This window comes from Halorubrum sp. SD41, assembly GCF_058630335.1.
The window spans coordinates 21145-45317 of sequence record NZ_JBZVGZ010000006.1 but is presented as its reverse complement, the minus strand read 5'-3'; the positions used below and the strand labels follow the sequence as shown (position 1 = coordinate 45317).

24 protein-coding genes are annotated in these 24173 nt (G+C 71.7%); 13 read left to right on the top strand and 11 right to left on the bottom strand.

The genetic code is table 11. The features are described 5' to 3' along the window. Nucleotides 1-113: 113 nt before the first annotated feature. From AC4NMM_RS03730 to AC4NMM_RS03715, 4 genes are all read left to right on the top strand, one after another. On the top strand, nucleotides 114-533 hold the full coding sequence (locus tag AC4NMM_RS03730) for a nascent polypeptide-associated complex protein (protein ID WP_096392917.1): 420 nt from the start codon (nucleotides 114-116) through the stop codon (nucleotides 531-533). Beyond that, nucleotides 530-1270 (top strand): methyltransferase domain-containing protein, encoded by a 741-nt coding sequence (locus AC4NMM_RS03725; protein WP_491923567.1) that lies wholly within the window; start codon nucleotides 530-532, stop codon nucleotides 1268-1270. The genes AC4NMM_RS03730 and AC4NMM_RS03725 overlap by 4 nt, the downstream gene beginning before the upstream one ends. 117 nt (nucleotides 1271-1387) lie before the next feature. Continuing rightward, a complete protein-coding gene (locus AC4NMM_RS03720) occupies nucleotides 1388-2398 on the top strand; it encodes a transcriptional regulator TbsP domain-containing protein (protein WP_491923566.1) in 1011 nt (336 codons plus the stop codon). A gap of 91 nt (nucleotides 2399-2489) precedes the next feature. Then, nucleotides 2490-3611 carry a pyridoxal phosphate-dependent aminotransferase gene (locus AC4NMM_RS03715; protein WP_096392920.1) on the top strand — a complete coding sequence of 374 codons (1122 nt, stop codon included), beginning with the start codon at nucleotides 2490-2492 and terminating at the stop codon, nucleotides 3609-3611. Nucleotides 3612-3634: 23 nt separating this feature from the next. On the opposite strand, the gene AC4NMM_RS03710 is transcribed toward AC4NMM_RS03715, so the two are convergent. After that, nucleotides 3635-4633 carry a hypothetical protein gene (locus AC4NMM_RS03710; protein ID WP_096392921.1) on the bottom strand — a complete coding sequence of 333 codons (999 nt, stop codon included), beginning with the start codon at nucleotides 4631-4633 and terminating at the stop codon, nucleotides 3635-3637. 178 nt (nucleotides 4634-4811) lie between these two features. Here AC4NMM_RS03710 and AC4NMM_RS03705 point away from each other — a divergent pair, with 178 nt between their 5' ends. Continuing rightward, nucleotides 4812-6014 (top strand): methionine adenosyltransferase, encoded by a 1203-nt coding sequence (locus AC4NMM_RS03705; RefSeq protein ID WP_491923565.1) that lies wholly within the window; start codon nucleotides 4812-4814, stop codon nucleotides 6012-6014. A gap of 105 nt (nucleotides 6015-6119) precedes the next feature. Continuing rightward, nucleotides 6120-6572, top strand: coding sequence for a DUF5804 family protein (locus tag AC4NMM_RS03700; protein WP_491923564.1), 453 nt, complete (start codon nucleotides 6120-6122; stop codon nucleotides 6570-6572). A 16-nt stretch (nucleotides 6573-6588) separates the two neighbouring features. Here AC4NMM_RS03700 and AC4NMM_RS03695 read toward each other — a convergent pair whose 3' ends face one another. From AC4NMM_RS03695 to AC4NMM_RS03685, 3 genes are all read right to left on the bottom strand, one after another. After that, nucleotides 6589-7134: a DUF7109 family protein gene (locus tag AC4NMM_RS03695; protein WP_491923563.1), complete on the bottom strand. Its 546-nt coding sequence runs from the start codon at nucleotides 7132-7134 to the stop codon at nucleotides 6589-6591. A 1-nt stretch (nucleotide 7135) separates the two neighbouring features. Continuing rightward, a complete protein-coding gene (locus AC4NMM_RS03690; protein ID WP_491923562.1) occupies nucleotides 7136-8320 on the bottom strand; it encodes a glycosyltransferase family protein in 1185 nt (394 codons plus the stop codon). 103 nt (nucleotides 8321-8423) lie between these two features. Continuing rightward, nucleotides 8424-9608, bottom strand: coding sequence for an MFS transporter (locus AC4NMM_RS03685; RefSeq protein WP_096392926.1), 1185 nt, complete (start codon nucleotides 9606-9608; stop codon nucleotides 8424-8426). A 174-nt stretch (nucleotides 9609-9782) separates the two neighbouring features. On the opposite strand from AC4NMM_RS03685, the gene AC4NMM_RS03680 reads away from it, so the two are divergent. Continuing rightward, nucleotides 9783-9953 carry an HVO_0758 family zinc finger protein gene (locus tag AC4NMM_RS03680; RefSeq protein WP_172863915.1) on the top strand — a complete coding sequence of 57 codons (171 nt, stop codon included), beginning with the start codon at nucleotides 9783-9785 and terminating at the stop codon, nucleotides 9951-9953. 88 nt (nucleotides 9954-10041) lie between these two features. Here the strand turns inward: AC4NMM_RS03680 and AC4NMM_RS03675 are convergent, their stop codons facing one another. From AC4NMM_RS03675 to AC4NMM_RS03660, 4 genes are all read right to left on the bottom strand, one after another. After that, nucleotides 10042-11388 (bottom strand): hypothetical protein, encoded by a 1347-nt coding sequence (locus tag AC4NMM_RS03675; RefSeq protein ID WP_491923561.1) that lies wholly within the window; start codon nucleotides 11386-11388, stop codon nucleotides 10042-10044. Then, the gene (locus AC4NMM_RS03670; RefSeq protein ID WP_491923560.1) at nucleotides 11388-12050 is read right to left on the bottom strand and encodes a hypothetical protein; all 663 of its coding nucleotides are present in this window, start codon (nucleotides 12048-12050) and stop codon (nucleotides 11388-11390) included. The genes AC4NMM_RS03675 and AC4NMM_RS03670 overlap by 1 nt, the downstream gene beginning before the upstream one ends. A 100-nt stretch (nucleotides 12051-12150) precedes the next feature. Next, nucleotides 12151-13263 carry an aldo/keto reductase gene (locus AC4NMM_RS03665; protein ID WP_491923559.1) on the bottom strand — a complete coding sequence of 371 codons (1113 nt, stop codon included), beginning with the start codon at nucleotides 13261-13263 and terminating at the stop codon, nucleotides 12151-12153. Between the two features lie 102 nt (nucleotides 13264-13365). Next, entirely contained in the window at nucleotides 13366-13986 is a 621-nt protein-coding gene (locus tag AC4NMM_RS03660; protein WP_096392930.1) for a class I SAM-dependent methyltransferase, read from the bottom strand. A gap of 128 nt (nucleotides 13987-14114) precedes the next feature. On the opposite strand from AC4NMM_RS03660, the gene dacZ reads away from it, so the two are divergent. The 6 genes from dacZ (at nucleotide 14115) to AC4NMM_RS03630 (ending at nucleotide 21163) form a co-directional block, all read left to right on the top strand. Next, nucleotides 14115-14924 carry a diadenylate cyclase DacZ gene (gene dacZ / locus AC4NMM_RS03655; protein ID WP_004595623.1) on the top strand — a complete coding sequence of 270 codons (810 nt, stop codon included), beginning with the start codon at nucleotides 14115-14117 and terminating at the stop codon, nucleotides 14922-14924. A gap of 3 nt (nucleotides 14925-14927) precedes the next feature. Then, nucleotides 14928-15716 carry a mechanosensitive ion channel domain-containing protein gene (locus tag AC4NMM_RS03650; RefSeq protein WP_096392931.1) on the top strand — a complete coding sequence of 263 codons (789 nt, stop codon included), beginning with the start codon at nucleotides 14928-14930 and terminating at the stop codon, nucleotides 15714-15716. A gap of 106 nt (nucleotides 15717-15822) precedes the next feature. Then, complete coding sequence (locus tag AC4NMM_RS03645; RefSeq protein ID WP_096392932.1) at nucleotides 15823-16488, top strand: GNAT family N-acetyltransferase; 666 nt, start codon at nucleotides 15823-15825, stop codon at nucleotides 16486-16488. A gap of 87 nt (nucleotides 16489-16575) precedes the next feature. Further along, entirely contained in the window at nucleotides 16576-19044 is a 2469-nt protein-coding gene (locus tag AC4NMM_RS03640; RefSeq protein ID WP_491923558.1) for a DEAD/DEAH box helicase, read from the top strand. Nucleotides 19045-19102: 58 nt separating this feature from the next. Further along, complete coding sequence (locus tag AC4NMM_RS03635) at nucleotides 19103-19549, top strand: phosphate-starvation-inducible PsiE family protein (protein ID WP_491923557.1); 447 nt, start codon at nucleotides 19103-19105, stop codon at nucleotides 19547-19549. 90 nt (nucleotides 19550-19639) lie between these two features. Further along, complete coding sequence (locus AC4NMM_RS03630; protein ID WP_491923556.1) at nucleotides 19640-21163, top strand: cryptochrome/photolyase family protein; 1524 nt, start codon at nucleotides 19640-19642, stop codon at nucleotides 21161-21163. Between the two features lie 35 nt (nucleotides 21164-21198). Here the strand turns inward: AC4NMM_RS03630 and AC4NMM_RS03625 are convergent, their stop codons facing one another. Genes AC4NMM_RS03625 through AC4NMM_RS03615 form a run of 3 tightly spaced genes read right to left on the bottom strand, consistent with a single transcriptional unit; the run spans nucleotide 21199 to nucleotide 24163 of the window. Continuing rightward, on the bottom strand, nucleotides 21199-22164 hold the full coding sequence (locus AC4NMM_RS03625) for a carbohydrate ABC transporter permease (RefSeq protein WP_491923555.1): 966 nt from the start codon (nucleotides 22162-22164) through the stop codon (nucleotides 21199-21201). A 6-nt stretch (nucleotides 22165-22170) separates the two neighbouring features. Beyond that, nucleotides 22171-23109: a carbohydrate ABC transporter permease gene (locus AC4NMM_RS03620; RefSeq protein WP_096392937.1), complete on the bottom strand. Its 939-nt coding sequence runs from the start codon at nucleotides 23107-23109 to the stop codon at nucleotides 22171-22173. A gap of 4 nt (nucleotides 23110-23113) precedes the next feature. After that, entirely contained in the window at nucleotides 23114-24163 is a 1050-nt protein-coding gene (locus AC4NMM_RS03615; RefSeq protein ID WP_096392938.1) for an ATP-binding cassette domain-containing protein, read from the bottom strand. Nucleotides 24164-24173 lie beyond the last annotated feature (10 nt).

Sequence of the window (24173 nt, the reverse complement as noted above, 5' to 3'; positions counted from 1 at the left end):
GGGATCGGGCGGAGCAGATCGCCCCGACATCGAGCGCGCCGGTCCTCGCCGCCGCGCCGGCTCTGCGCCCCGTGTCGACACCCTTTTTGTGTCGTCCGGCCGAACCGGTTGGCATGTTCGGAGGCGGCGGCATGAACCCGCGGAAGATGAAACAGATGATGAAACAGATGGGAATCGACGTCGAGGAGCTCGACGCCGAGCGGGTCGTCATCGAGACGGCCGACGGCGACGACCTCGTCTTCGACGGCGCTCAGGTCACCAAGATGGACGCGCAGGGCCAGGAGACCTACCAGATCGTCGGCTCGCCGGACGCGGTGGCCGACGCGGGCGCGGGCGGCGGCGCGACGGCAGTCGAGGGGGGCGACGAGCCCGCGCTCGACGACGGTGACGACGCGGACGACGGTGACGACGGCATCCCCGAGGAGGACGTGAAACTGGTCGCCCAGCAGGCGGGCGTCTCGAAGGAGGCCGCCCGCGAGGCGCTGGAGGCGGCCAACGGCGAGCCCGCGCGAGCGATCGCCGACCTGCAGTGACGGACGCCGCGTACCTGCTCGTCCACGAGGACCGCGAGTACTTACTAGAGCCCGGCGAGGAGTTCGGCACCGACCTCGGCGTGATCGAGGTCCCCGAAGACGTCGCGGCCGGCGACGAGGTCGAGACGCACCTCGGCACCGTCTTCGAGGTCCGCGCGCTCCGCGGCCCCGACCTGTTCAACCACCTCGAACGCACCGGCGCGCCGATGATGCCCCGCGACGTTGGGCTCGTGATGGGCCACACCGGCGCGTCCGACGGCGACCGCGTCCTCGACGCCGGCACCGGGACGGGGATCCTCGCGGCGTACCTCGGCCGCGCGGGTGCCGACGTGACGACCTACGAGGTCGACGCCGAGTTTGCCGAGGTCGCCCGCGACAACATGCAAACGGCGGGCGTCGCCGACCGCGTCGAGGTCCGGACCGGCGACCTCACCGAGGAGCTGGACGCGCTCGCCGACGGCGAACCGTTCGACGTCCTCACGCTCGACACGGGGGACGCCCCCGCGGTCGTCGAGCGCGCCGACGAGCTGCTCGCGCCCGGCGGCCGCCTCGCCGTCTACTCCCCGTTCGTCGAGGGAACCCGCGAGGCGGCCCTCGCCGCGCGCGAGGCCGGCTTCGACGAGGTCGAGACGCTGGAGACGATCCAGCGCGAGATGGACTTCTCCGACCGCGGCTCGCGCCCCTCCACCGCCGGCGTGGGCCACACGGGCTACCTCGTGTTCGCGCGGGCGCCCTGAGTTCGGCGCTCACGACGTTTCTCTCCCGTCGCTTTCTCTCCCAGCGCTTTCCTCCCCAGCGGCGCGCCCCCGTGACCGGCGCAACGCTCATTCGGATCGCGGTAGTCACCGATCGGTGTGACCGCGGACGACGCCGGAACCGAGGCCGACTCCGAGGCCGCGAGCGACGAATTCGACGGGGCGTCCGAGATCGCCGACGTCCTTCCGCGTCCCGACGACCCGCTCGCCGAGGCGGTCGAGGCCGCGCTGGCGGGGCGGTCCGCGGTCGTCGCGGTCGGCGTGCCGATCCGGCTGCTCCCGGCGGTGCTCGGGGCCCGAGAGCGCTCGTCGGGGGACCCGTGGCGGATCGCGTGCCGCCCCGGCGTCGTCGACGCGCTCTCACGGGCGCTCGTCCTCGGCAGCGCGGTCGCCGAGGCGGTCGAGGGCGGCGAAATCCGGATCCGGACCGGCGAGCCGCTCGGACACGGGACGGGCGGGACGCTGTTCGCGAGCCCGGACCGCGTCGACGCCCTCGTCGGCCCCCGGGGGGGTCGGACGCTCGCGACGACGGCGGCCGACGCTCAGGTGGCGGCGGCCGGTTCGGAGGCTGTCGACGGCGCCCGCGCGACGGCCGAGTCGCGGTTCGACGCGGCGTCGGCGGCGACCGTCGGGATGCCCTCGCGGACTCGGCTTCTCGCCCATGCGCGCGAGGTCCTCGACGACCGGTTCGCGGACGACCTGGCGGCCCTGCTGGCGTCGCTCGCTCCCGGCGAGTTCGGCCGCACGACCGGGGTGACGGACCGGACGCTGCTCGTCGCGCTCGCGGCGCGACACGACCACCTCTTCCGGGACCTGCGGACCTGGGTCGGGACCGACGGCGTCGGGATCGCCCCGGCCCAGGAGTTCACCGGTGACCGGCAGGCGCTCGTGGATCGGGGGCTGATCGAGTCGATCAAGGTGCCGATGGGGCCGGGGCGGCCGATGCTCCGGCTCCGCGCGGTCGACGACGCGCTGTTGCGCGCCCGCGTCGAGGAGGTGCCGAGCGTCCTCCGAGGTCGGTTCGCGCTGCCGACCGACGCGGACGGGCGGATCCGGGACGACGCGAGCCGCGAGGGGCGACGGCCGGTGTGGGAGCGGCGGCGGTGGTGACTCCCCGAGACAGATTCGGCTTCGGGTCCCCGGATCGGCCCGCCGGTCCCACGTAACAAGAACTAACTCGCGGCGGCGCCCTCACACGGACATGACGACGTTCTCCGACAGGGTCGAGCGGATCTCGATAAGCGGGATCCGCGAGGTGTTCGAGGCGGCCGGCGACGACGCGATCAACCTCGGGCTCGGCCAGCCCGACTTCCCGACGCCGGACCACGCCCGGCGGGCGGCCGTCGACGCCATCGAGTCCGGGAAGGCCGACGCCTACACCGAGAACAAGGGGATCCGGTCGCTGCGGGAGGCGATCGCCGAGAAGCACCGCGCCGACCAGGGGGTCGACCTCGACCCCGGGAACGTCGTCGCGACCGCGGGCGGCAGCGAGGCGCTCCACGTCGCCCTCGAAGCCCACGTCGACGCGGGCGACGAGGTGTTGATCCCGGACCCGGGATTCGTCTCCTACGACGCGCTGACGAAGCTGACCGGCGGCGAGCCGGTCTCCGTGCCGCTCCGCGACGACCTCACGATCGACCCGAACGCCATCGAGGACGCCATCACCGACGACACGGCGGCGTTCATCGTGAACTCGCCTGGCAACCCCACGGGCGCGGTCTCCTCCGAGGCGGACGTCCGGAAGTTCGCCCGCATCGCCGACGAACACGACGTGCTCTGTATCTCCGACGAGGTGTACGAGTACACCGTCTTCGACGGCGAGCACCACTCGCCGATCGAGTTCGCCGAGACCGACAACGTCGTGGTCGTCAACTCCGCCTCGAAGCTGTTCTCGATGACGGGCTGGCGGCTCGGGTGGGTGTACGGCGCCGAGGAGCGCGTCGAGCGCATGTTGCGCGTCCACCAGTACGCGCAGGCGTGCGCCTCGGCGCCGGCGCAGTACGCCGCGGAGGCCGCGCTGCGGGGCGACCGCGGCGTCGTCGACGAGATGACCGACTCCTTCGAGCGCCGCCGCGACATCCTGCTCGACGGCTTCGACGACATCGGCATCGACTGCCCGACGCCGCAGGGCGCGTTCTACGCGATGCCGCGCGTCCCGGAGGGGTTCGTCGACGAGTGTCTCGACCGCGGCGTGGTCGTCGTCCCCGGTGAGGCGTTCGGCGAGGGCGGCGCCGGCCACGCGCGCATCTCGTACGCGACCGACGAGGACGAGCTCCGCGAGGCGCTCGACGTGATGGCCGAGGCGTACGAGGCGGTCCGCTGAGGCGGGCTCGAAACGCCTCGCCCTCAGTTGTCCTCTCCCTCCAAAATACGGAGGGAGCGTTCGTAGTACTCACCGTCGTACCGAATCATTTCCCTCTCGGTCTCGCGGACGTCGGCGTCGTTCAGAATATTCCCGTCGATGTACGGGCGAGCGTCTATCGCGCGGAGTAGTTCGACGTAGGCGTCGGAGTACGGGTGCGTCTCGCTGTACTCCTCGCCGTCCGCCCCCCTGACGATCCGTCTGGCCTCCGCGGAGAGGTCGTCCGACGTGATTCTGGAGCCGACGAACGTCCCTCGGAGGATCGCTTCCATCCGTTCCGGGGTCTCGGCGATCGCTTCCGCGGTCGGGCGGTACACCGCCTCGTGGAATCGCTCGCGCTCGATTTCGACCCGATAGGTGGTGTCTCGATAGGTCACGTGGTCGGGGTCGCCGTCGTCGAGCAGCGCGCTCTCGGTCCGAGCTGACTCGGCTCGGTACACGTAGCCACCGCGCTCGACCAGCCCGAGCGGGTAGCCTCCGTCGTGCCCGCGGGCCCGCGCGGCGAAGTGGGCTATCCCGACTGCGCGCTGGTCGCCCTCGGGGAGGTCCCCGTCCTCGCTGGCGTCGACCGCCGACTCGACGTCGTCGTCGGGCTCGAAGAGGCGGAGAACCGGGTGCGTCTCGACGACCTCGTCGACGACGACGGAGCCGAGCTGGTAGTAGGTCCCGTCACGGAGGACGTACGCCGGGTCGTCGGGGCTCGCGAAGAACGGCTTGCGGTGCTGGGTCGTGTACGACTCGCCCGCCAGAACCGCGTCGAGGGCCGCCTCGTCCCACCCTTCGGGCGGGTCGTCGCGGTCGTGAGCGTAGCGGTCGCGCAGCGTCCCGTCGATCCGCGAGAGCGAGAGCCTGAGCTCCGGTCCGTCGCCGTCGTCCGCGTCGCCGTCGCTGCCGGTTCCGAGACAGCCAGCGGCGGCGGCGCCGATGCCGCCCGCGAGCGCGCCGGCGAGGAGTCGGCGGCGGGAGGGCGCGAGTTCGTACATGCGGGCCGTACAGGCGGGCGACTGAAAGGTATTGCCGAAACGCAAACGCCGGCTTGAGTCACCGGGGCCGACGCCGACGGAGCGAGCGTCCGCCCCCGGCTGGAATTACCTCAGGTTATTCGACGCCACTGAAGAGTTTCCGCAAGTTATACCGTCGCCCGCGGAGTATCCGGCGGTAATGGACCGGAACATACAGGTCAGCCGCCTCGACCGGCAGGCGGTCGAGGACCAGGAGGTCGAAATCGTCGAGCGAAAGGGGATCGGTCACCCCGACTCCATCTGTGACGGCGTCGCGGAGTCCGTCTCGCGGGCCCTCTCGCAGCTCTACTTGGACCGCGTCGGCAAGGTGCTGCACTACAACACCGACGAGACGCAGCTGGTCGCCGGCCGCGCGGCGCCCGCGTTCGGCGGCGGCGAGGTCGTCGAGCCCATCTACATCCTCATCGTCGGCCGCGCCACGAAGGAGTACGACGGCGAGCAGCTCCCGGTCGACTCGACCGCGCTGGCGGCCGCCCGCGAGTACCTCTCCGAGGCGATCCCGGAGCTGGAGTACGGCACCGACGTGGTCGTCGACGTCAAGCTCGGCGAGGGCTCGGGCGACCTCCAGGACGTGTTCGGCGAGGAGACCCAAGAGGTCCCGATGGCCAACGACACCTCCTTCGGCGTCGGCCACGCGCCGCTCACCGAGACGGAGACCATCGTCCACGAGGCCGAGCGCGCGCTCAACACGACCTACCACGACGACCACCCCGAGCTCGGCCCCGACGTGAAGATCATGGGCAAACGCGAGGGCGACCGGATCGACATCACCGTCGCCGCCGCGATGGTCGACGCCTACGTCGACGGGCTCGACGAGTACGACGACGCGGTCGCGTCCGTCCGCGAGTACGTCGACGGCCTCGCTCGCGACTACACCGACCGCGAGGTCGGCGTCGACGTCAACACCGCCGACGACTACGACGAGGGCTCCGTCTACCTCACCGTCACCGGCACCTCCGCCGAGCAGGGCGACGACGGCTCGGTCGGCCGCGGCAACCGCGCGAACGGGCTCATCACCCCGAACCGACCGATGTCGATGGAGGCGACCTCCGGGAAGAACCCCGTCAACCACATCGGGAAGATCTACAACCTCCTCTCGACCCGCGTCGCCGAGTCCGTCACGGGCGAGGTCGACGGCATCCGCGACCTCCAGGTCCGTCTGCTCTCGCAGATCGGCCGCCCGATCGACGAGCCGCACGTCGCGGACGCGCAGATCGTCACGGAGGAGGGCGTCGCGCTGGACGACATCGAGGCGGACGTCCTCGACATCGTCGACCGCGAGCTGGCCGACGTGACGGACGTGACCCGCAGCGTCATCCAGGGCGACGTCTCGACGTTCTGAGCGGGCCGCCGGCCGACCGCTCCGGCGCGGTCGCTCGTCCGGTCACTCGCTCCGCCCCGCCCGGCGACCGCAACGGATTTGCGCCGCCCGGTCCGAAGTGCGCCCATGACGCGGGTGTGTCTCCTCGGCGACCCCGACGTGGAGCTCTCCTACGAGCTGCTCTCCCGCGAGACGGCTCGCGACGCGCTCGCGACCTACGACATCGAGGAGCCGTTCGAGAACAGCGTCGCCGTCGACACCGTGAGCCTCGGCGCCGCCGTCTCCCTCCTCAACGACCTCGACTGGTACCTCGTCCGCTTCGTCGAGGAGGCGCTCGTGCTGGAGCCGTCCGTCGCGACCGACGAGTGGCTCTCGCGGGGCCTCGCCCGTGAGGTTCGCGACGGCGACGTCCCGCCGGAGGAGACCGACCAGCGCCTGAAGGTGTTCGGGCTCGTCGACGGCCGCCCGGTCGAGCCCCTCTTCGTCCGCCGGCGACAGGGAGAGACGCCCGAGTACGACCTCCGCGACGTCGACGAGACGGTGATCGTCCGCGTGAGCGAGTCCGAGTTCTCCGGATGAAAGCGGAGACCCCTCCTCACTCGTCGACTTCCGCGAGGATCCGCGTCCGGACCGGGTCGACGTCGACCGGCGCCCACGCCTCCACGTCGTAGGTCACGTCCGCGAGCGTCTCCAAGCGGTCGTCGTCGCCTTCCCCTATCGCCTCGATCGCCTCCTCGCGGAGCCGGTCGAGCACCGCGTCCGCGAGGGCCTCGCGGTCGACGCCGCGGTCGGGCACGTCGAGGATGTGCGGGAGGTCCTCGGCGCCCTCCGGGAGCGTCGGGAACGCCGCCGGCCCGACCGCGAGCGCGGTCGACTCGTCGGCGTGCTCGGTTTCGGCGTCCGCGAGGTCGCCCGCGTCGCCCCCCGAGAGCGCGTCGGCCGGCGCCGGCACGAGCGCGTACTCGGCGACCGCGAGGTCGATGGCGGCGTCGATGGCGTCCTCGTCGACCTCGGCCCGCTGCTTGAACGCCAGCTCCGAGAGCGCCCGCGACAGCTCGGCGCGGGTGAGCCACCCGAACAGGTCGACGACGCCGGCGAGGTCGTCGCGCGCGGCGACGCTCGGCCCGCTCGCGTCCGCCATCTCAGTCCTCCCCCGGAGCGGGCTCCGCCTGCCCGTCGTCGGTCGCTTGGGCGCCGACGGCGTCGATCCCGCCGGTCGCCCCGTCGCCGCGAACCCCGTGGAGGTCCTCTCGCGCGGCCTCCCGGACCTCATCGGGGTCGACCGGCGCGTCCTCCCACGCCGGGAGCCGGGTGTCGGGACCGGGCTCGCCGAGCGCCTCGGCATAGGTCGCCACCTGCGACCGCTCGTCGGCCGCGTCGTACGAGAGGCCGTTGAACCCCGCGTCGGTCGCGTAGCCGTCGACCAGCGTCTCCGCGGCGTCGCGGTACCGCTCTGCGAGGCCGTCGTAGTCGACGTCGACGCCGGCGTCCTCGACCGCGCGCAGCGTCGCCGCGCCGACCGCCCGGCTCATGTCGGCGAGCCCGGTCGGCCCCTCGACGGAGCGGTGGTCGTGCTCGTAGCGCCCGAGGTCGACCTGCGCGCTGTCCGCGAAGCCCGCGTGGCCGAACGCCTCGCCCAGCGTCCCGACCTCCAGCCCCCAGCCGCGCTGGACGCGGAGCCGCGAGACGAGGTCGCTCGTCGCCGCGAATTCGCCCGCGAGCGCGTAGCGGAACGCGGAGAGGTACTCCAAGACGTCGGGCGTTCGGCCGGGCGCGGCGTCGCCGAGCGCGCGGACGAGCGGCCGGAAGAACAGCCGGAACAGCCGTCCGTACAGGGAGCCGTCCTCGACGCGGGCGTAGTACCCCTTCGAGAAGTCGTAGCCGCGCCCCAGCGGGAACAGCAGTCGGTTGACGAACGCCGGCGAGTAGGTTTTCGTGTCGGCGTCGTGGACGACGACGAACTCCTCGTCGAGCGCGCGGCCGAGGGCGAGCCACACGTCCCGCCCCTTGCCGCGCTCGCCGTCGAGCCCCCGCGCCTCCAGCAGCGACGCGAGCCGCGGGCCGTCGCACCACAGCGTCTCGACGTCGAGGTCGAACCCGTCGAGCCAGTCCGCGAACGATCCGACGCGGTCGGCCGACGCCCGCAGCGGCACGATCACCCGGGCCGGGTCGACCGTCTCCAGCGTCGAGAGCACGCGCTCGGCCGCGAGCGTCCCGTACTCGCGCTCGGTCATCGGTACGACGACCGCCGCGCGGTCCGTCGGGGCGTCGGGCCGGTGGTCGGTCAACGCGTGAAGGGTCGTCACGCGCTCCTGAACGTACTCCATTTACCGATCACACGGGAGCGACGCCCAAAACAGGTGCGGTACCGTAGGCGCGTGCCGGTCTCGGCCGGTCGCGCGAGCGACCCGACCGTCGGCCCCCGACCGCTCAGGCCGCCCGCGTGTCGGCCGCCGCACCGCCGGGGACGCGTCCGAGGCGGTACAGGGCCGCGTACGCGGCGACGAGGACAACTAAGCCGCCCGCGAGCGCGAGGAAGACGGCGTCGTACGTCGCGCCCGCCTCGACCGCCTCGCCGACGACCCACGAGCCGGCCGCCTGCGTGGTCATCATCCCGGCGGAGAACATCGCGTACGCCGACGCGCGCGACTCGTCCGGCAGCGACGCCAGCAGGTACGTGTCGCCGGCCGGGAACAGCATGTGGATGGCGAAGCCGACGACGACGCTCGCGGCGATCACCGCGGCGAGCCCCTCCGCGACGACGACGAGGACGACGCCCACGACGAACGACGAGACGATGCCGAGCAGGTACGGCACGTGGGGGAGCCGGTCCGCGAGGTCGCCGGAGACGAGGAACGCGGGCACGCCGGCGGCGAAGATCACCGTCAGGAGGTTCCGAGCGGTCGCCCGCGGCAGCCCCTTGTCGATCATGTACAGCTCGTAGAAGTTGAACAGGCCCTGCCAGACGAAGCTCGTGAGGCCCATCAGCACGACGCCGGCGGCGATCAGCTTCCACTCGCCGCGGGCGGCCGCGAGGAAGTCGGTGTCCCCCGAGCCGGCGTCCGGGAGGTCGGTCCGCTTCGCGAGCGCGACGAACAGGACCGTGCTGGCCGCCGCGGCGAGCGCCAGCGCGTAGAAGGCGTACCGCCAGTCGTACCACAGCGCGACGGTGACCGCCGGCGCGGCGATGACGGCGGAGAGCTGGCTGGCCATCCCGTGGACGCCCATCACGCGACCGACGCGTCCCGGGAACAGCTCCGAGATGAACGGGTTCGCGGCGACGAAGTAGACGCCGGAGGCCAGCCCGATCGCGAAGGCGGCGACCATTAGCGCGAGCACGCCCGGCGCGAGGGCGACGCCGAGCGCGCCGGCTGTCAGCATCGCGCCGGAGACGACGATAACGCTGCGCCGCGTGAAACGCGTGAGCGCCCACCCGGCGGGGAGCCGCGGAGCGGCCGAGCCGAGCCACGCGAGCGTGACGATGAGCCCGGCGGTCCCCTCCTGGATCCCGAACGCGTCGATGAACTCGCCCACGAGGGGGGCGAACACGACGCGCGCGAAGTTGACGAGGAAGACCAGCGCGCAGAGCGATCCGAACAGCCTGGTCCGTGACACGGCGGCGTTTCCCCGCGCCCGGACACAAGCGTTGCGAAAGCGCCCGGGCGCGCCCTTCGGGACCCCGACCGCCGCGGGTGACGCCGAGATCCCCCGCCCGCCGCCGGTTTCGGCCGAGTCGTCAGACCCGCGTCGGACGGGGTTTTTATCCGCCCCGCCCCCGAACGCCGGGGTATGAAATCCACGCGCAAGGGGCTCCGCGACGGCGACCTGATGAAGGACACCTACGAGCGCCTCAACTGCGCCGACTGCGAGCAGGTGTTGAAGAAGGAGAACGACCCCGACGAGGTGTTCTCGGTCCGTATCTGCCCGGAGTGCGGCAGCCGCTACAAGGAGCTTCGCTGACCGCGCCGCGCCCCGCGTCGGGGACCGAACTCGTCGCCGCCCCGCTTCGAGCCCTCCCGTCTCTCTCTCCTCTCGTCGACCGCCGCCGTCAGGCGTCGAGCGACGCTTCGACCGACTCCGCCACCCCCTGCGCCTCCCCCGTGACGATCTCGATCCACCGGTACCGAGCGTACGCCTCGACCGTCGACCGAGCGGTCCGTTCGGACGCGGTGAGGGCGGCGTCCGGCTCCCGGAACAGCGACCGGAACCGCGTCGACAGCCACCGCGCCAGCGGGTTCTCGTCGCCCGCCAGCGACCCAGTCGACTCGATCGCCGCGGTCCGCGCCGCGCCGATCGCGGCCGCGTCGTCGGGGAACATCGCGTCGCCCGCCTCCACCCGCCCGGCGACGGCGTCGAGCGCCCGGAGCCGCGTCAGCGCGAGCGCCGTCCGGGTCAGCCCGGTCGCCGGGTGGTCCGGCTCGTAGTCGCCGAACGCGACCGGGTCGAACCACATGTCGTCGAAGCTCCGGTAGACCGCGCTCGTCAGCAGGGAGTCGCTCGGCGCGCCGGGGGCGACGGCCCGGTCGTCGACGAAGGCGTCGGTCCCCGGGCTGTGCCTGAGGTCCTCGACGTCCTCGCCGTGGAGCTCGCGGAGCCGGTCGCCGACGGCGCGCCCGAGACGGTTCATCTCGCGGCGGAGGGGTTCGGCGACGGCCGCCGGGTCGGCGAGCGACGCCGCGTACCGGTCCCGGAGGTACCGCCCGGACTCGACGTACGACTGGACTCGTTCGAGGTTTCCGACCGCCTCCCCCGTCCGAAGCGGGCTCTCGCGGTCGGCCGGGCCGGCACCGACCAGCGTCCGGCGCCGCGCCTCGTCGTACCAGCGCTCGATCGGGCCGTACATCGCGGCGCCCGCGAGCGGGTCGGCGGCGGGACCGGGGAGCGCGTCCAGCGTCTCGGACGCGCGGCGACGCACCGTCCCGAGGTCCGGCGCCACCCCGCTCGGGTCCCCCTCGACGGTCACGGCGGCCCACGTGGCGACGGCGGCCGCCGCGTGGTCGCGCGCGGTCGCGTACCGCTCCGCCGCCGCTAGCGGGGGAAGCGCCTCGCCCTCGACCGGCAGCGCCTCGCGGGCCGCCGCCCGCTCCGTCTCGATCCGCTCTCGAATCTCGCCGTTCGGGAGCCGCTCCGCGGTCAGGGGGTCCGGAATCGGGCTCAGCAGGCGGTCGACGCGATCCGCGAACGCGGCCGCGACCGCGGGATCGACGTCGACGGGGACGAGCCGCGGGCGGTCGGGGACCGGCTCGTCGAACGCCCGCGGGACGGCGGCGACGTCGAGCGACGGCGGGTCGTCCCAGAACCGGCGGCCGCCTCCGCCGCCGGCACAACCGGCCAGCGAGCCGAGCGCGGCGGCGCCGGCCGCGAGCGCGCCGCGACGGGTCAGTCGGCGCGCCATCAGAAGTCACCCCACTCGTCGGTCGCCGTGGCGTTTCCGGGCACGGTCGCGTTCCCGTCGATCACGGCGTACTCCGTGTCCGTCGTCGCGCACGGCGAGCGCCCGCTGGCGCCGGAGCCGGTGAGCCGCTCGTCGAGCGCGACCGGAAGCCGGAAGAGGAGCGCGAGCGCGACCCGCGTGTCCGTCTCGCACGCCTCGTCCGGCGGCCTGAGTTCTCGGCAGTACTCGTACTCGACGTGCCCGGGTTCCCACGACACCGAATGGATCACGATCCGCTGACACGACTCGACGCCGGCCGGCGAGACGTACACCGTCTCCGCGTCGTAGTCGGTCTCGTCGAGGAACGACCGGACCCGCTCGCGGTCGGCGTCGGAGACGCCCTCGGCGACCGTGAGGTCGGCCGCTCGGTCGGCGCTCGTGATCAGTTCGCGTCCCGTCGGCACGAACTCGTCCTCGTCGTTCACGTCGGTGCCGTAGAGAAGGACGCTCTTCCCGTTCGGGTTCCGCGGCTTCACCACCGTCGGGTCCGTGTCGGTGCCCGAGGCCTGTCGTCGAACGGACTCCGCCTCCGGATCGCTCGCGTCGCCGCCGAAGCACCCGGCGAGCGCGCCGACCGCGCCGACGGCGGCGCTCCCGAGGAGGGCTCGTCGCGTGGGGGACATGCGACCGACTTGGACCGGTCTCGACAAACGCTTTGTGGCGTCGCGATCGCCGCTTCCCCCGGCGCCGTTCGCCGCGGTTGCGCGCCGTCACCCCTCGTCGTCACTCGAAGACGGCGTCGAACGCCTCGGCGCCGAGCGGGTCGAAGGTGCCGGCCGCGACGTTCTCGCGGACGTGGTCGGGGTCGGTCGTCCCGACGAGCGACGAGGTGACGCCGGGAGCGCTCCGCGCGAAGTTGAGCGCGCGCTGGGCCGGCGTCTCCCCCGCGAGCGTCGCGTCCACGTCGGCCGGGATCGCGCCCTCGGCCGCCAGATCTCCCTGCCCGATGCTCGCGCTCGTCACCACCGAGAGCCCGGCCTCGTGAGCGAATTCGAGCGTCGAAACGGGCCCGTCGGCGTCGGCCCCGGGCGGCGCTGGCTGGTTCCGCCGCGTGAACGCGTCCGCCATCGCGACGTTGAAGGGGAGCTGTATCGCCTCGAACCCGTGGTCGTCGTCGGGCCCGACCGCCTCGCCGGCGGCCTCGGCCCGGGCGAGCACCTCGGCGAGCGAGAGGTAGTCGTCGGCGTCCTGCGGGACGCGGAACGCGCTCCACGTCGCGACGCCGTACGCGCCGATATCACCGGCCGCGCGCCGGCGTTCGAGGGCCTCGAAGACGGAATCGATCCGGTCGTACACGTCTGCCCGCGAGCGGGCGGCGAGCTGCGTCTCGGGGTTGTGGACGTAGAAGCAGTCGACGGCGTCGAGGCCGAGGCGGTCGAGCGAGCGGTCCAGCGACCACTCCAGGTATTCAGGCGTCATCGCGTGCGCGCCGTTCGCGAGGTCCTCGGGGTCGACGATCCCGGGCTCGACGAACCGCTCGCGGACGTACGCGCTCGGGTCGTCGGGGCGCTCGCCGTCGAACGGCAGGAAGCCGCCCTTCGTCGCGACGACCATCGACTCGCGGTCGACGGGGGCGTCCCGGAGCGCCTCGCCGACGACGCGCTCGGCGCGGCCGCAGCGGTAGTTCGCCGCGGTGTCGACGTGGTTCACGCCCGAGCGGAGCGCCAGTCCGATCGACTCGCGGGAGGCCGCGTCGACCGCGGGCGTCGGATCGCCGAGGTACGTCCCGATCCCGACGCTGGAGACCACGCCCGGTCCGAACCGTCGGAAGTAGGTACGCCCGAAGGCGTCGCCGAACCGGTTCCGGTACCCCCAGAGGGCCTCGCGAGTCGCCATGTGGTCGGGGTAGTCGGCTCGCGGGTAAAAGTCGCGCGGGAGGCCGGGTCGCCGCGGTCCGCTCCGGCCCGCCGCGTTCCGTACTACCGCCGTGACCGCCGATCAGTCGTCCACGCGGAAGGTCCGCGTCGTGTCCCTGTCGCCGCGGACGACGTCGACCTCGACGAGGCCCAGCGAGGTGAACACCTCGCCCCAGTCCCGGTAGTACAGCGGCGTCTCCTCGTCGACGTAGTTCACGTCCGGGTCGCCCGACGCCGACTCGCGCGCCGGGTCCTCGATCTCGGCCGTGACGAGCACCTCGTCGGTGATCCGCGCGATCTCCGCGAAGGCCGACTCGACGTCCGGATGGAGGTGTTGGAGCGTCTCGACCGAGTACACCGCGTCGAACGCGTCGTCGTCGAACTCCCCGACGAGGTCCTCTATCGCGCCGCAGTAGAACGTGCCGTCCGCGGCGAGTTCGGGGTAGGCGTCTCGCATCGTCTCGAACGCCTCGGCGTTGATGTCGACCCCCGAGAGGTCTTCGAACCCGTGGTCGGCGAGGTGTTCGAGGTGACGCCCCGACCCGCACCCCAGTTCGAGGACGGCCGCGTCGCGGTCGAGGTGCGCGTCGAGCGCCTCGCGGATCAGCGCGCTCGTCTCGTTCGGCCCGTAGTGCGCGTAGTACGCCGGCGAGTACTCGCCCGCCCGGTTCGTCCACGACTCTCGGACGGAATCTGGTTCCACGTGTGCCAACGCGGGTAGAGAGGGAAAACGCCGTCGGCCGGCGTCCCGCCCAGGCCCGTCGGCCCCGCCCCGGCGTCAGACGCCCGCACGACGCAACGACTATACGGACTCCCGGAGTCACGCCTACAATGGCCTCGCTCACCGACCACCTTGCGGACCTCGTCGCGGACGTGGACGCCGCGCTGCTGTTCTCCCCGACGAGTTCCTTCTACGAGCGATTCGCGGACGCCGAGGTCGAGGTCGTCGTCGTCGCGCCCGACAACGACGTCGACGCGGAGACGTTCGTCGAGCTCCCCCTCCCGTTCGACAACGTCAAAGACCGGATCCGGTTCGGCATCGAGGGCGCGATGGACGAGGGCCTCCTCGCCGAGGGCGACGAGGTCGCGTGCGTCGCCTCGGTGTTCGACGGCGGCTCGGACGCGGTGATCCGGGCGACCGTCGACGAGGGGGTCCACACCGGCATCTACGACCTGTTCGCCAACTCGCGGGCGGAGCCGAGCGTGATCCGCGACGTGTTCGAGGTCGCGATCGAGCTCGGACAGAAGGGGCAGAAGGGGAAGCCGGTCGGCGCGCTGTTCGTCGTCGGCGACGCGGGGAAGGTGATGAACAAGTCGCGACCGCTGTCGTACAACCCCTTCGAGAAGAGCCACGTCCACGTCGGCGACCCGATCGTGAACGTCATGCTCAAGGAGTTCTCGCGGCTCGACGGCGCGTTCGTCGTCTCCGACTCCGGGAAGATCGTCTCGGCGTACCGCTACCTCGAACCCGCGGCCGAGGGGGTCGACATCCCGAAGGGGCTCGGCGCGCGCCACATGTCCGGCGCGGCGATCACCCGCGACACGAACTCGACCTCCATCGTCCTCTCCGAGTCCGACGGACTCGTCCGGGCGTTCAAGGCCGGGGAACTCGTCTTGGAGATCGATCCGGAGGAGTACTGACCCATGTCCGCGGCCCAGATCGCCGTTCCCGAGTTCCTCGCGAGCGTCCCGTACCGGATCTGGCTGGCGCTCGGCGTGCTCCTGTTTGGAGTCGTGTTGGCGTACCTCACCGGCGTGATCAACCGCCGGCTGCTCCGGCGCGCCGGCGTCCCCGAGGTGATCGAAGGCACCGCCTTCGAGCGGACGGCTCGCGAGTTCGACACCTCCACGGTGCGGATCTTGGCGCAGCTGTCGAGCTACTTCATCGTCGCCGTCACCGTCATCGTCGCGCTCACCGTCGCGGACGTGAACTACCTCGAACAGTTCTGGTCGGGCGTCGCCGCGTTCCTCCCGCGGCTGTTCGTCGCGGTGGTCGTGTTCATCGTCGGCGTCGTCGTCGGCGACAAGGCGGAGCTGCTCGTCGCCGAGCGCCTCCGGGGGGTCAAGCTCCCCGAACTCGGCGTGGTCCCGACGCTCGTGAAGTACAGCGTCGTCTACGTCGCGACGCTTGTCGCGCTCGGGCAGATCGGCGTCCAGACGCTCGCGCTCATCGTGTTGCTCGCGGCGTACGCGTTCGCGCTCGTCCTGTTCGCCGCCCTCGCGACGAAGGACCTGGTCGCGTCGGCCGCGGCCGGCGTCTTCCTCCTCCTCCGGCAGCCGTACGGTATCGGCGACGAGGTGCGGGTCGCCGGCGAGCGGGGCGTCGTCCAAGAGGTGGACCTCTTCGTCACGCACATCGAGACGGACGGCGAGGAACACGTCGTCCCGAACCACGCGGTGTTCCGCGAGGGGATCGTGCTGATCCGCGAGTAGCGCCGCCGACCCGACCGCCTCCATTTATATATCTCCCTCGTCAGCCGTTCCCACGCTGTGAAAGTAGCCGGCCCGCTATAACCCGACGCACCGCCAACGTTCAGACATGACCCCCGATACCGCGAGCGTCGCCTGCGACGGCTGGGACGGCAGCGAGTGCGAGGGGACGCCCCACTGCCCGCCGCGCTGTCCGCGGTTCGTCGACAAGGAGGGCGCGCGCTGGACGATCCGGCCCGCGGTCGACGCGGACGAGCCGCTCCTCGCGGAGATGTACGACCGGTTCGACCGCGCCGACCGCGCGCAGGGGCTCCCGCCCGTGAGCCGCAACCGGTGCGCCGAGTGGATCCGGTCGATGCTCTCCGAGGGCAACAACGTCGTCGCGGAGCGGGACGGCGAGCTCCTCGGCCACGCGATGTACACGCCGACCGACGCCGCGGTCCCCGAGCTCGCCGTGTTCGTCCACCCAGACGCGCAGGACCGGGGCGTCGGCACGGAGCTGTGCCGGCACGTGATCGCGAACGCCGCCGCGGCCGGGCGCGAGGGGATCGAGCTCCACGTCGAGACCGGGAACCGCGTCGCTCGCAGCGTCTACGGGACGGTCGGGTTCGAGGTCGTCGAGCGCCGCGGGGACCTCCTGATGCGGCTCGACCTCGACGACCCGGTCGCGACCGAGGTCCGCTGGCCCCCGCTCGCCCGCGAGGGGCCGACGGAACCCGCGGTCGACCTCTCGCCGGCCGACGGCGGGGCCGGGCGATCCCCCGCGGACGACTGAGGCGGAGTGGCGCGCGACACCCCTCACGGGGACGGCCCCGTCGCCACCGCAACCGTTAGGCCCCGCCGACCCCAGGGTACCGTAACCGTGGACGACGCCATCGAGTGGCTGCGGGACCGCCCCTTCTACGAGGGACAGATCGCCGACCACCGGCGGCTCCCGGCGCGCGAGCCCGAGTTCGCCGACGTCGACCTCGAACCGCGCCTCGCCGACGCGCTCGCGGACCGCGGGATCGACCGGCTCTACCGCCACCAGGCCGACGCGATCGAGGCGGTCCGGGACGGCGACGACGCCGTCCTCGCGACCGAGACGGCCAGCGGCAAGTCGCTCGCGTACACCGTCCCCGCCTTCGAGGCCGCGATGGACCACGGCGGGCGGACGCTGTACGTCGGCCCGCAAAACGCGCTGATCGCCGACCAGGAGGAGTCGCTGTCGGAGCTGTCCGCGGACCTCGGCTTCGGCAGCCGGGTCTCCGTCGACTCGTACACCGGGCGCCTCTCGCGGGCGGAGAAGCGGGACGTGCGCGACCGCCGACCGACGGTCCTCCTCTCGAACCCGGATATGCTCCACTACGCGCTGCTGCCGTACGCCGAGCGCCTGTGGGACTGGTTCTTCTCCTCCTTAGAGTACGTCGTGATCGACGAGGTCCACAGCTACCGCGGCGTGTTCGGCTCGCAGGTCGCGCTCACCCTGCGTCGGCTCGCGCGGACCTGCGAGCGGTTCGGCTCCGCCCCGCAGTTCGTCTGCTGTTCGGCGACGATCAACAACCCCGTCGACCACGTCGCGACCGTCACCGGCCGCGACCCGGACGGGATTACTCTGGTCGACGAGGACACCTCCGGCCGCGGGCCGCGCGACTGGGTGCTGTGGAACCCGCCGGAGTACGACGACGACTGGCAGGAGCGCGGCAGCGGCCGCCGCAAGTCGAGCCACACGGAGAGCAAGCGGCTGTTCGTCGACCTCGTGACCGCCGGCCAGCAGACGCTGGCGTTCACCCGGGCGCGACAGACCGCCGAGCAGTACGCGACCGACAGCGCGAGCGACCTCCGGGAGCGGGGCGAGCGCGACCTCGCCGGAAAGGTCGGCGCGTACCAGGCCGCGCTCACCGACGACCGCCGCCGCGAGATCGAGGCGGACCTCCACGCCGGCGACCTGCGCGGCGTCTGGTCGACGAGCGCCCTCGAACTCGGCGTCGACGTGGGCGGGCTGGACGCCGTCGTCCTCGACGGCTACCCCGGCACGCGGATGTCGGCCCACCAGCGCGCGGGCCGCGCCGGCCGCGGCGACGACCCCGCGCTCGTGGTGATGGTCGGCGGCGAGGACCAGCTGGACCAGTACCTGCTGCGCAACCCGAGCGACTTCTTCGACGCGCCGCCGGAGGACGCGATCTGCGACCCGGAGAACGGCCAGCTCATGCCCGACCACGTCGCCTGCGCGGCCGACGAGAACTGGCTCTCGCCCGGGGACGAGCGCTTCTTCGGCGACTCGTTCCCGGGCGTGGTGGCGGACCTCACCGACGAGGGGGTGCTGAACCGGCGCGAGGCGGCCGCGGGGACGCGGTGGGTCCACGCCGGCGGGTCGAGCCCGCAGCAGTCCGTGAACCTCCGCACCGCCGAGGAGCGCGAGGTCTCGCTGATCGAGCGGTCGGGCGGCGAGACGGTCGCGACGCTCGGCTTCGCCGACGCGCTCCGGGACGCCCACCCCGGCGCAATCTACCACCAGCAGGGGCGCACCTACGAGGTGACGGAGCTGGACCTCGACCGCGACGTCGCCGAGCTCCAGCAGTCGTGGGCCGACTACTACACGCAGGTGCGTTCCGACAAGGACATCGTCGTGAACCAGGACCTCGAGGAGCGCGCGCTCTCGGCGCGCCCCGACGTGCCAGTCCGCTTCGCTGACGTCACCGTCACGGAGCGGATCACCGGTTTCGTCCGGAAGGACGCCGTGACGGGGGAGTCGCTGGGCGAGTCGACCCTCGACCTCCCGGAGACGACGCTGCGCACGAAGGCGCTGTACTTCCCCGTGCCCGAGGACGTCGAGCGCGAGATGCGGCGCCTCGGCGACGCGCTCGACGAGGGCGGCGCGGAAGCGGAGACGGCCAGCGCCGACGGCGGCGAGGCGCCAGATGGCGCACGCGACGGCGCCGACGGCGAGGCGCCCGACGACACCGGCGAACCGATCCCCGGCGGCGAGTACGCGTTCAACGGCGGTATCCACGCCGCCGAACACGGGATCATCTCCCTGTTCCCGTTCCACCTGCTGTGCGACCGCGCGGATGTCGGCGGCATCTCGACGCCGCACCACCCGCACACCGAGGGCCCGGCGGTGTTCGTCTACGACGGCTATCCGGGCGGCGTCGGGCTCACCCGCCGCGGGCACCGCCGGATCGAGGAGCTGATGACGCGGACGGCGCGGCTCATCGACACCTGCGACTGCGAGGGCGGCTGCCCCGCCTGCGTCCAGTCGCCGCACTGCGGCAACGGGAACGACCCGCTGGCGAAGGCGCCCGCGGTCCGGCTGCTGGAGTCGCTGACGGGCGCCGACGCGGACCGCTGAGCCGGACCCGCGCGGCTCACCCGAAACCACTTGCTGCCGGGCGCCGACGGGTCCGTCGATGGAGTTCGACCTCGACGACGCGGCCGATCCCGCGGCCCGGGCGATGGAGTGGCTCGTCCTCGGCGCGGCGTACTTCCTGCTCCTCCTCTTCCTCGTCGGCGTGTTCGACCTGTTCGTCTCGCTGTACCGCCTCCTCGTCGCCGGCGACTTCACCGACCCGGCCGAGGTGGTGGAACTGCTCGACAGCGTCCTCCTCCTGTTGATCATCGTCGAGGTCCACCGGACGCTCGTCGCGTACGCCCGCGGGCAGCCGGTCCTCCGGATCGTCGTGAGCGCCGCGATCATCGCCGTCTCCCGACGGGTGATCAGCTTCCGACCGGAGGACTACGGCGGGGGCAACGAGGCGGTGCTCGCGGCCGCGGCGCTCGGCGCCCTGACCCTCGCGCTCACGGTCGGCTACTTCCTCCTCGACCGCGTGAGCGTTCCGGGGCGGCTGGAGCTCTGACCCGAGGGCGCGAGGGATTCCGACCGTCGCGGCCGGCGTCTCCCTCGCCGGTCCCGGTGGTTTCACGGTGGCCGCGCCCGTGTCGATCCCATGGAGCTGTTCTGGCACCGACGGGACCTCAGGGTCGCCGATAACGTCGGCCTCGCGGCCGCGTCGGGAACCGGTGACGCCGGCGGCGCAGGCGACGTGGACCGCGGGCCGGCGGCGCCCGTCTTCGTCTTCGATCCCGGCGTGCTCGACCACGCGAGCGACGTCCGGGTCCGCCGCCTGCTCGACGGGCTGGCCGCGCTCCGCGACGACTACCGCGAGCGCGGGAGCGACCTGCTCGTCGCGCGCGGCGACCCCGAGACCGTCCTCCCGGAGCTCGCCGCGGCGCTCGACGCCGAGCGCGTCGTCTGGAACCGCGACTACTCCGGGCTCGCCCGCGAGCGCGACGCCAGCGTCAGGCGCGCGCTCGACGCGGTCGACGTCGCGCGCGATGCCCGCCACGACGCGGTCCTCCACGACCCCGACGCGATCCGGACGAACGCCGGCGACCCCTACTCGGTGTACAGCTACTACTGGAAGAAGTGGACCGACCGCGCGAAAGCGGAGCCGGCGTCGACGCCGACCGGCGAGGACCTCGTCGACGCCGACCGGCTCGCGGACGCGGTCGACGCCGTCGACGCGCTCGGCAGCGACGACGGAGCGGTCGCGGACGCCGCCGTCGGGGACCTCCCGACCCCCGCGGACCTCGGCTTCGCGGAACCGGACGCGGATCTCGGCCCCGCAGGTACGGCTGCCGCCCGCGAGCGTCTCGACGACTTCCTCGACGAGGCCGTGTTCGCCTACGAGGCCGAGCGCGACTACCCCGCGAAGGGGGCGACCTCGCGGCTCTCGGCGTTCTTCAAGTACGGCGAGATCGGGGTCCGGGAGGCGTACGCCGCCACGGAGGAGGCGATGGCCGAGGCGGAGTCCGACGCGCGCCCCGAGGACGCCCCCGAGCAGGTCGAGGAGTTCCAACAGCAGCTGGCGTGGCGGGAGTTCTACGCGCAGGTCCTCTTCCATAACCCCGAGGTGGTCACCGAGAACTACAAGACGTACGAGGAGGGGATCGAGTGGCGCGACGACCCCGAGGAGATCGCGGCGTGGAAGCGCGGCGAGACGGGGTACCCCATCGTCGACGCCGGGATGCGCCAGCTGCGCGAGGAGGCGTTCATGCACAACCGGGTGCGGATGATCGTCGCCTCCTTCCTCACGAAGGACCTCCTCGCCGACTGGCGGCACGGCTACGACCACTTCCGCGAGCACCTGGCCGACCACGACACCGCCAACGACAACGGCGGGTGGCAGTGGGCGGCCTCGACGGGGACCGACGCGCAGCCCTACTTTCGTATCTTCAACCCGATGACGCAGGGGGAGCGCTACGACCCCGACGCGGAGTATATAACGAGCTACGTCCCCGAACTCCGGGGGCTCGATGCCGACCTGATCCACGAGTGGCACGAGCTGTCGCCCACGCAGCGCGCGAACGCCGCGCCGGAGTACCCGTCGCCGATCGTCGACCACTCCGAGCGCCGCGAGGAGGCCCTCGCGATGTACAAGCGGGCGCGCGGCGAGGACCCGGATGACTGACGACCTCCGAGCGAAAAACGGGCGTCGGAGCCGGCTCAGTCGGCGACCGCGGCCACCATCCCCTGCTTGTAGTACCGCTGGAGCGTGACGAACAGGAGGATGGGGACGATCATCGTCAGCACCGAGCCGGCGGCGACGAGCCCCCAGTCGATCTGGAGGCGCCCCTTCATCAGCGGGAGCACCTGCGGCGCGAGCTGGTTCTCGCGGGACCGCATGAACACGAGGGGGAAGAAGAAGGAGTTCCACACCCACGTGAACTGGATGACCGCCACGGAGACGAGCGCGGGGGCGGAGTACGGCAACACGATCGACTTGAAGATCTGGTAGCGGGACGCGCCGTCGATCCGAGCCGCCTCCTCCAGCTCCTCGGGGAGCCCGAGGAGGAAGTTCCGGAGGAACATGACGACCCACCCCATCCCCCAGCCGATGTGGACCAGGATGAGCCCCATGTACGTGTCGAACAGGCCGGTCGTCCGCAGCGTGTTGTAGTTGCCCATCGCCACCAGCTCCGGCGGCGCCGCCATGACCACGATGAGCAGGAAGAACAGCCCGGTCTTCAGCGGGAAGTCGAAGCGGGCGAACGGGTACGCGACCATCGTCCCGAGCAGCGTCACGGCGAGGACGGACGGGATCGTGACGATCGCGGTGTTCAACATCGCCTGCCGCATGGGCCCGGACTGGAACGTCCAGGCCTCTGCGTAGTTCTCGAAGGTGATAGTGAACGTCTCGAAGTTCCACCAGCCCTGAATGATCTGGTCGAGCGGGCGGACGGAGGCCATGAACAACCCGATGAGCGGGACGAGCCACAGGAGCGCGACGCCGATCGCGATCGCGTACCGCAGCGCGCGCGGGCCGCTCGGCACCGCCGCGCGGATCCGTTCGGGGAGGGGTCGGTCGGCGGTCGGCGCGGTCTCCGGCGGCTCGTGGTACACGCGCCCGCCGTCGGTCTTCGGCTCGCTTTCGGCGTCGGTCGGATCGTCTGCGTTGTGTGTGTCGGTCATAGTCGATCAGTCCATTGACGCGATGTACCACGCCATCGGGAGCGCGATCAGGAGTTCGATGAGCGCGACGACCATCGCCTTGCTGTACTCGATCGGGACGGAGAACGCCGCCTGGTACACCTCGAGGCCCAGCACCGAGAACACCCCGCCCGGGCCGCCGGACGGGCCCCCGGCCGCGTAGACGATGGCGAAGATCCGGATCACCCAGATCATGCTCATGATCACCACGACCGCCGTCACAGGCTTGACGAGCGGCCAGATGATGTCCTTGAACCGCCGGAACCGTCCCGCGCCGTCGACGCGGGCGGATTCCAGCAACGCCGGATCGATCCCCGCGAGCGCGGAGCTGTACAACAGCATGCTGAACCCGGTCTGGACCCAGACCCCGCCGGCGATGAGCGCGTAGATCGCGATCTGCGGCTCCTGGACCCAGTTCCTGACCTGCCCCTCCAGCCCGATCGACCGGAGCAGCCCGTTGAAGATGCCGGCCTGCGGGTCGTAGACGAACAGCAGCACGAGGCCGATCACGACTGTGGGGGTCGTGAACGCGAGGAACACCATCGAGCGGAGGACGCTCCGCCCGCGCAGGTCGGCGAACAGCAGCGCGAGTCCGAGGCCGAGCAGCGTGCTCAGCGGGACGTGGACGACCATCCAGATGATGTTCTGCGGGAGCGCCCCCATCGGGTACTGGAACGCGAGGAGGTTGTCCCAGTTGATGATCGCGTCGTCTTGGAACGTCGCGATCCACGTCTGGAAGCCGACGAACTGCCCGATATCGAACCCGTTCCAGGAGAAGAACCCCCCGACCGCCGAGTACACCATCGGGCCGACCGAGAAGATGGCGAACAGCGTGAGTCCGGGAAGCATGAACACGAGGATCGCCGTGAGCTTCTCCGTGTCGACGTCGCGGTCGAGCCGGTCCTCGAGGTACGATCCGACTGACATGGTATCAGGCCACCAGTTCCCCGTCCTCGTCGTAGAGGTACGCGTCGGTCGGGTCGAACGTGAGGTGGACGTGATCTCCCGCCACGGCGTCCGTCTTCGGGACCTTGACGTTCACCACGGAGCCGCCCACCTCGACGTTGACCAGCACGTACTCCCCGAGCGGTTCGACCGTCTTCACCGTTCCCGCCACCGTCCAGTCCGTGTCCGGCGGGTCCGTCGACACGTCGATGTCCTCGGGTCGGACCCCGACGGACACGGTCGGCGACGACGACTCCGTCGGCGTGGGGAGGGTGTTGCCCTCGGCGAGCTGAACGGTGCCGTCGCGGTTCTCGCCCTCGAAGAGGTTCATGGGCGGCGACCCGATGAACTTCGCGACCCACGTGGTCCGCGGTCGCTCGTACAGCTCCTCGGGGTCGGCGACCTGCCGGATCGTCCCGTCGTTCAACACGACGATCTTGTCGCCCATGCTCATCGCCTCCTCCTGGTTGTGCGTGACGTACACCGTGGTGATCCCGAGCTCGTTCTGGATCCGCTTGAGTTCGGAGCGCATCTCCAGGCGGAGCTTCGCGTCGAGGTTACTGAGCGGCTCGTCGAGGAGGAACACCGACGGCTCGCGGACGATCGCCCGCGCGAGCGAGGTCCGCTGACGCTGCCCGCCGGATATCTCCCCGGGGTCGCTCTCCATCTGGTCTTCGATGTGGAGCAGCTCGGCGACCTGCGCGACCCGCTCGTCGCGCTCCTCGGGCGGAACCCCCCTGACCTTCAGCGGATACTCGATGTTCTCCCTGACGGTCATGTGGGGGTACAGCGCGTAGTTCTGGAACACCATCGCGACGTTGCGATCGGCGGGCGGGGTCCCGTCGACGCGGTCGTCGTCGAAGTGAATCTCCCCCTCCGAGGGGTCCTCCAACCCCGCGATCATCCGGAGCGCGGTCGTCTTCCCGCAGCCGGACGGGCCGAGGAACACCACGAACTCCCCGTCGTCCACCTCCATGTCCAGCTTGTAGTTGGCGACCGTGTCACCCCCGTCGAAGTACTTGCTCACCGATCGCATGCTAATGCGG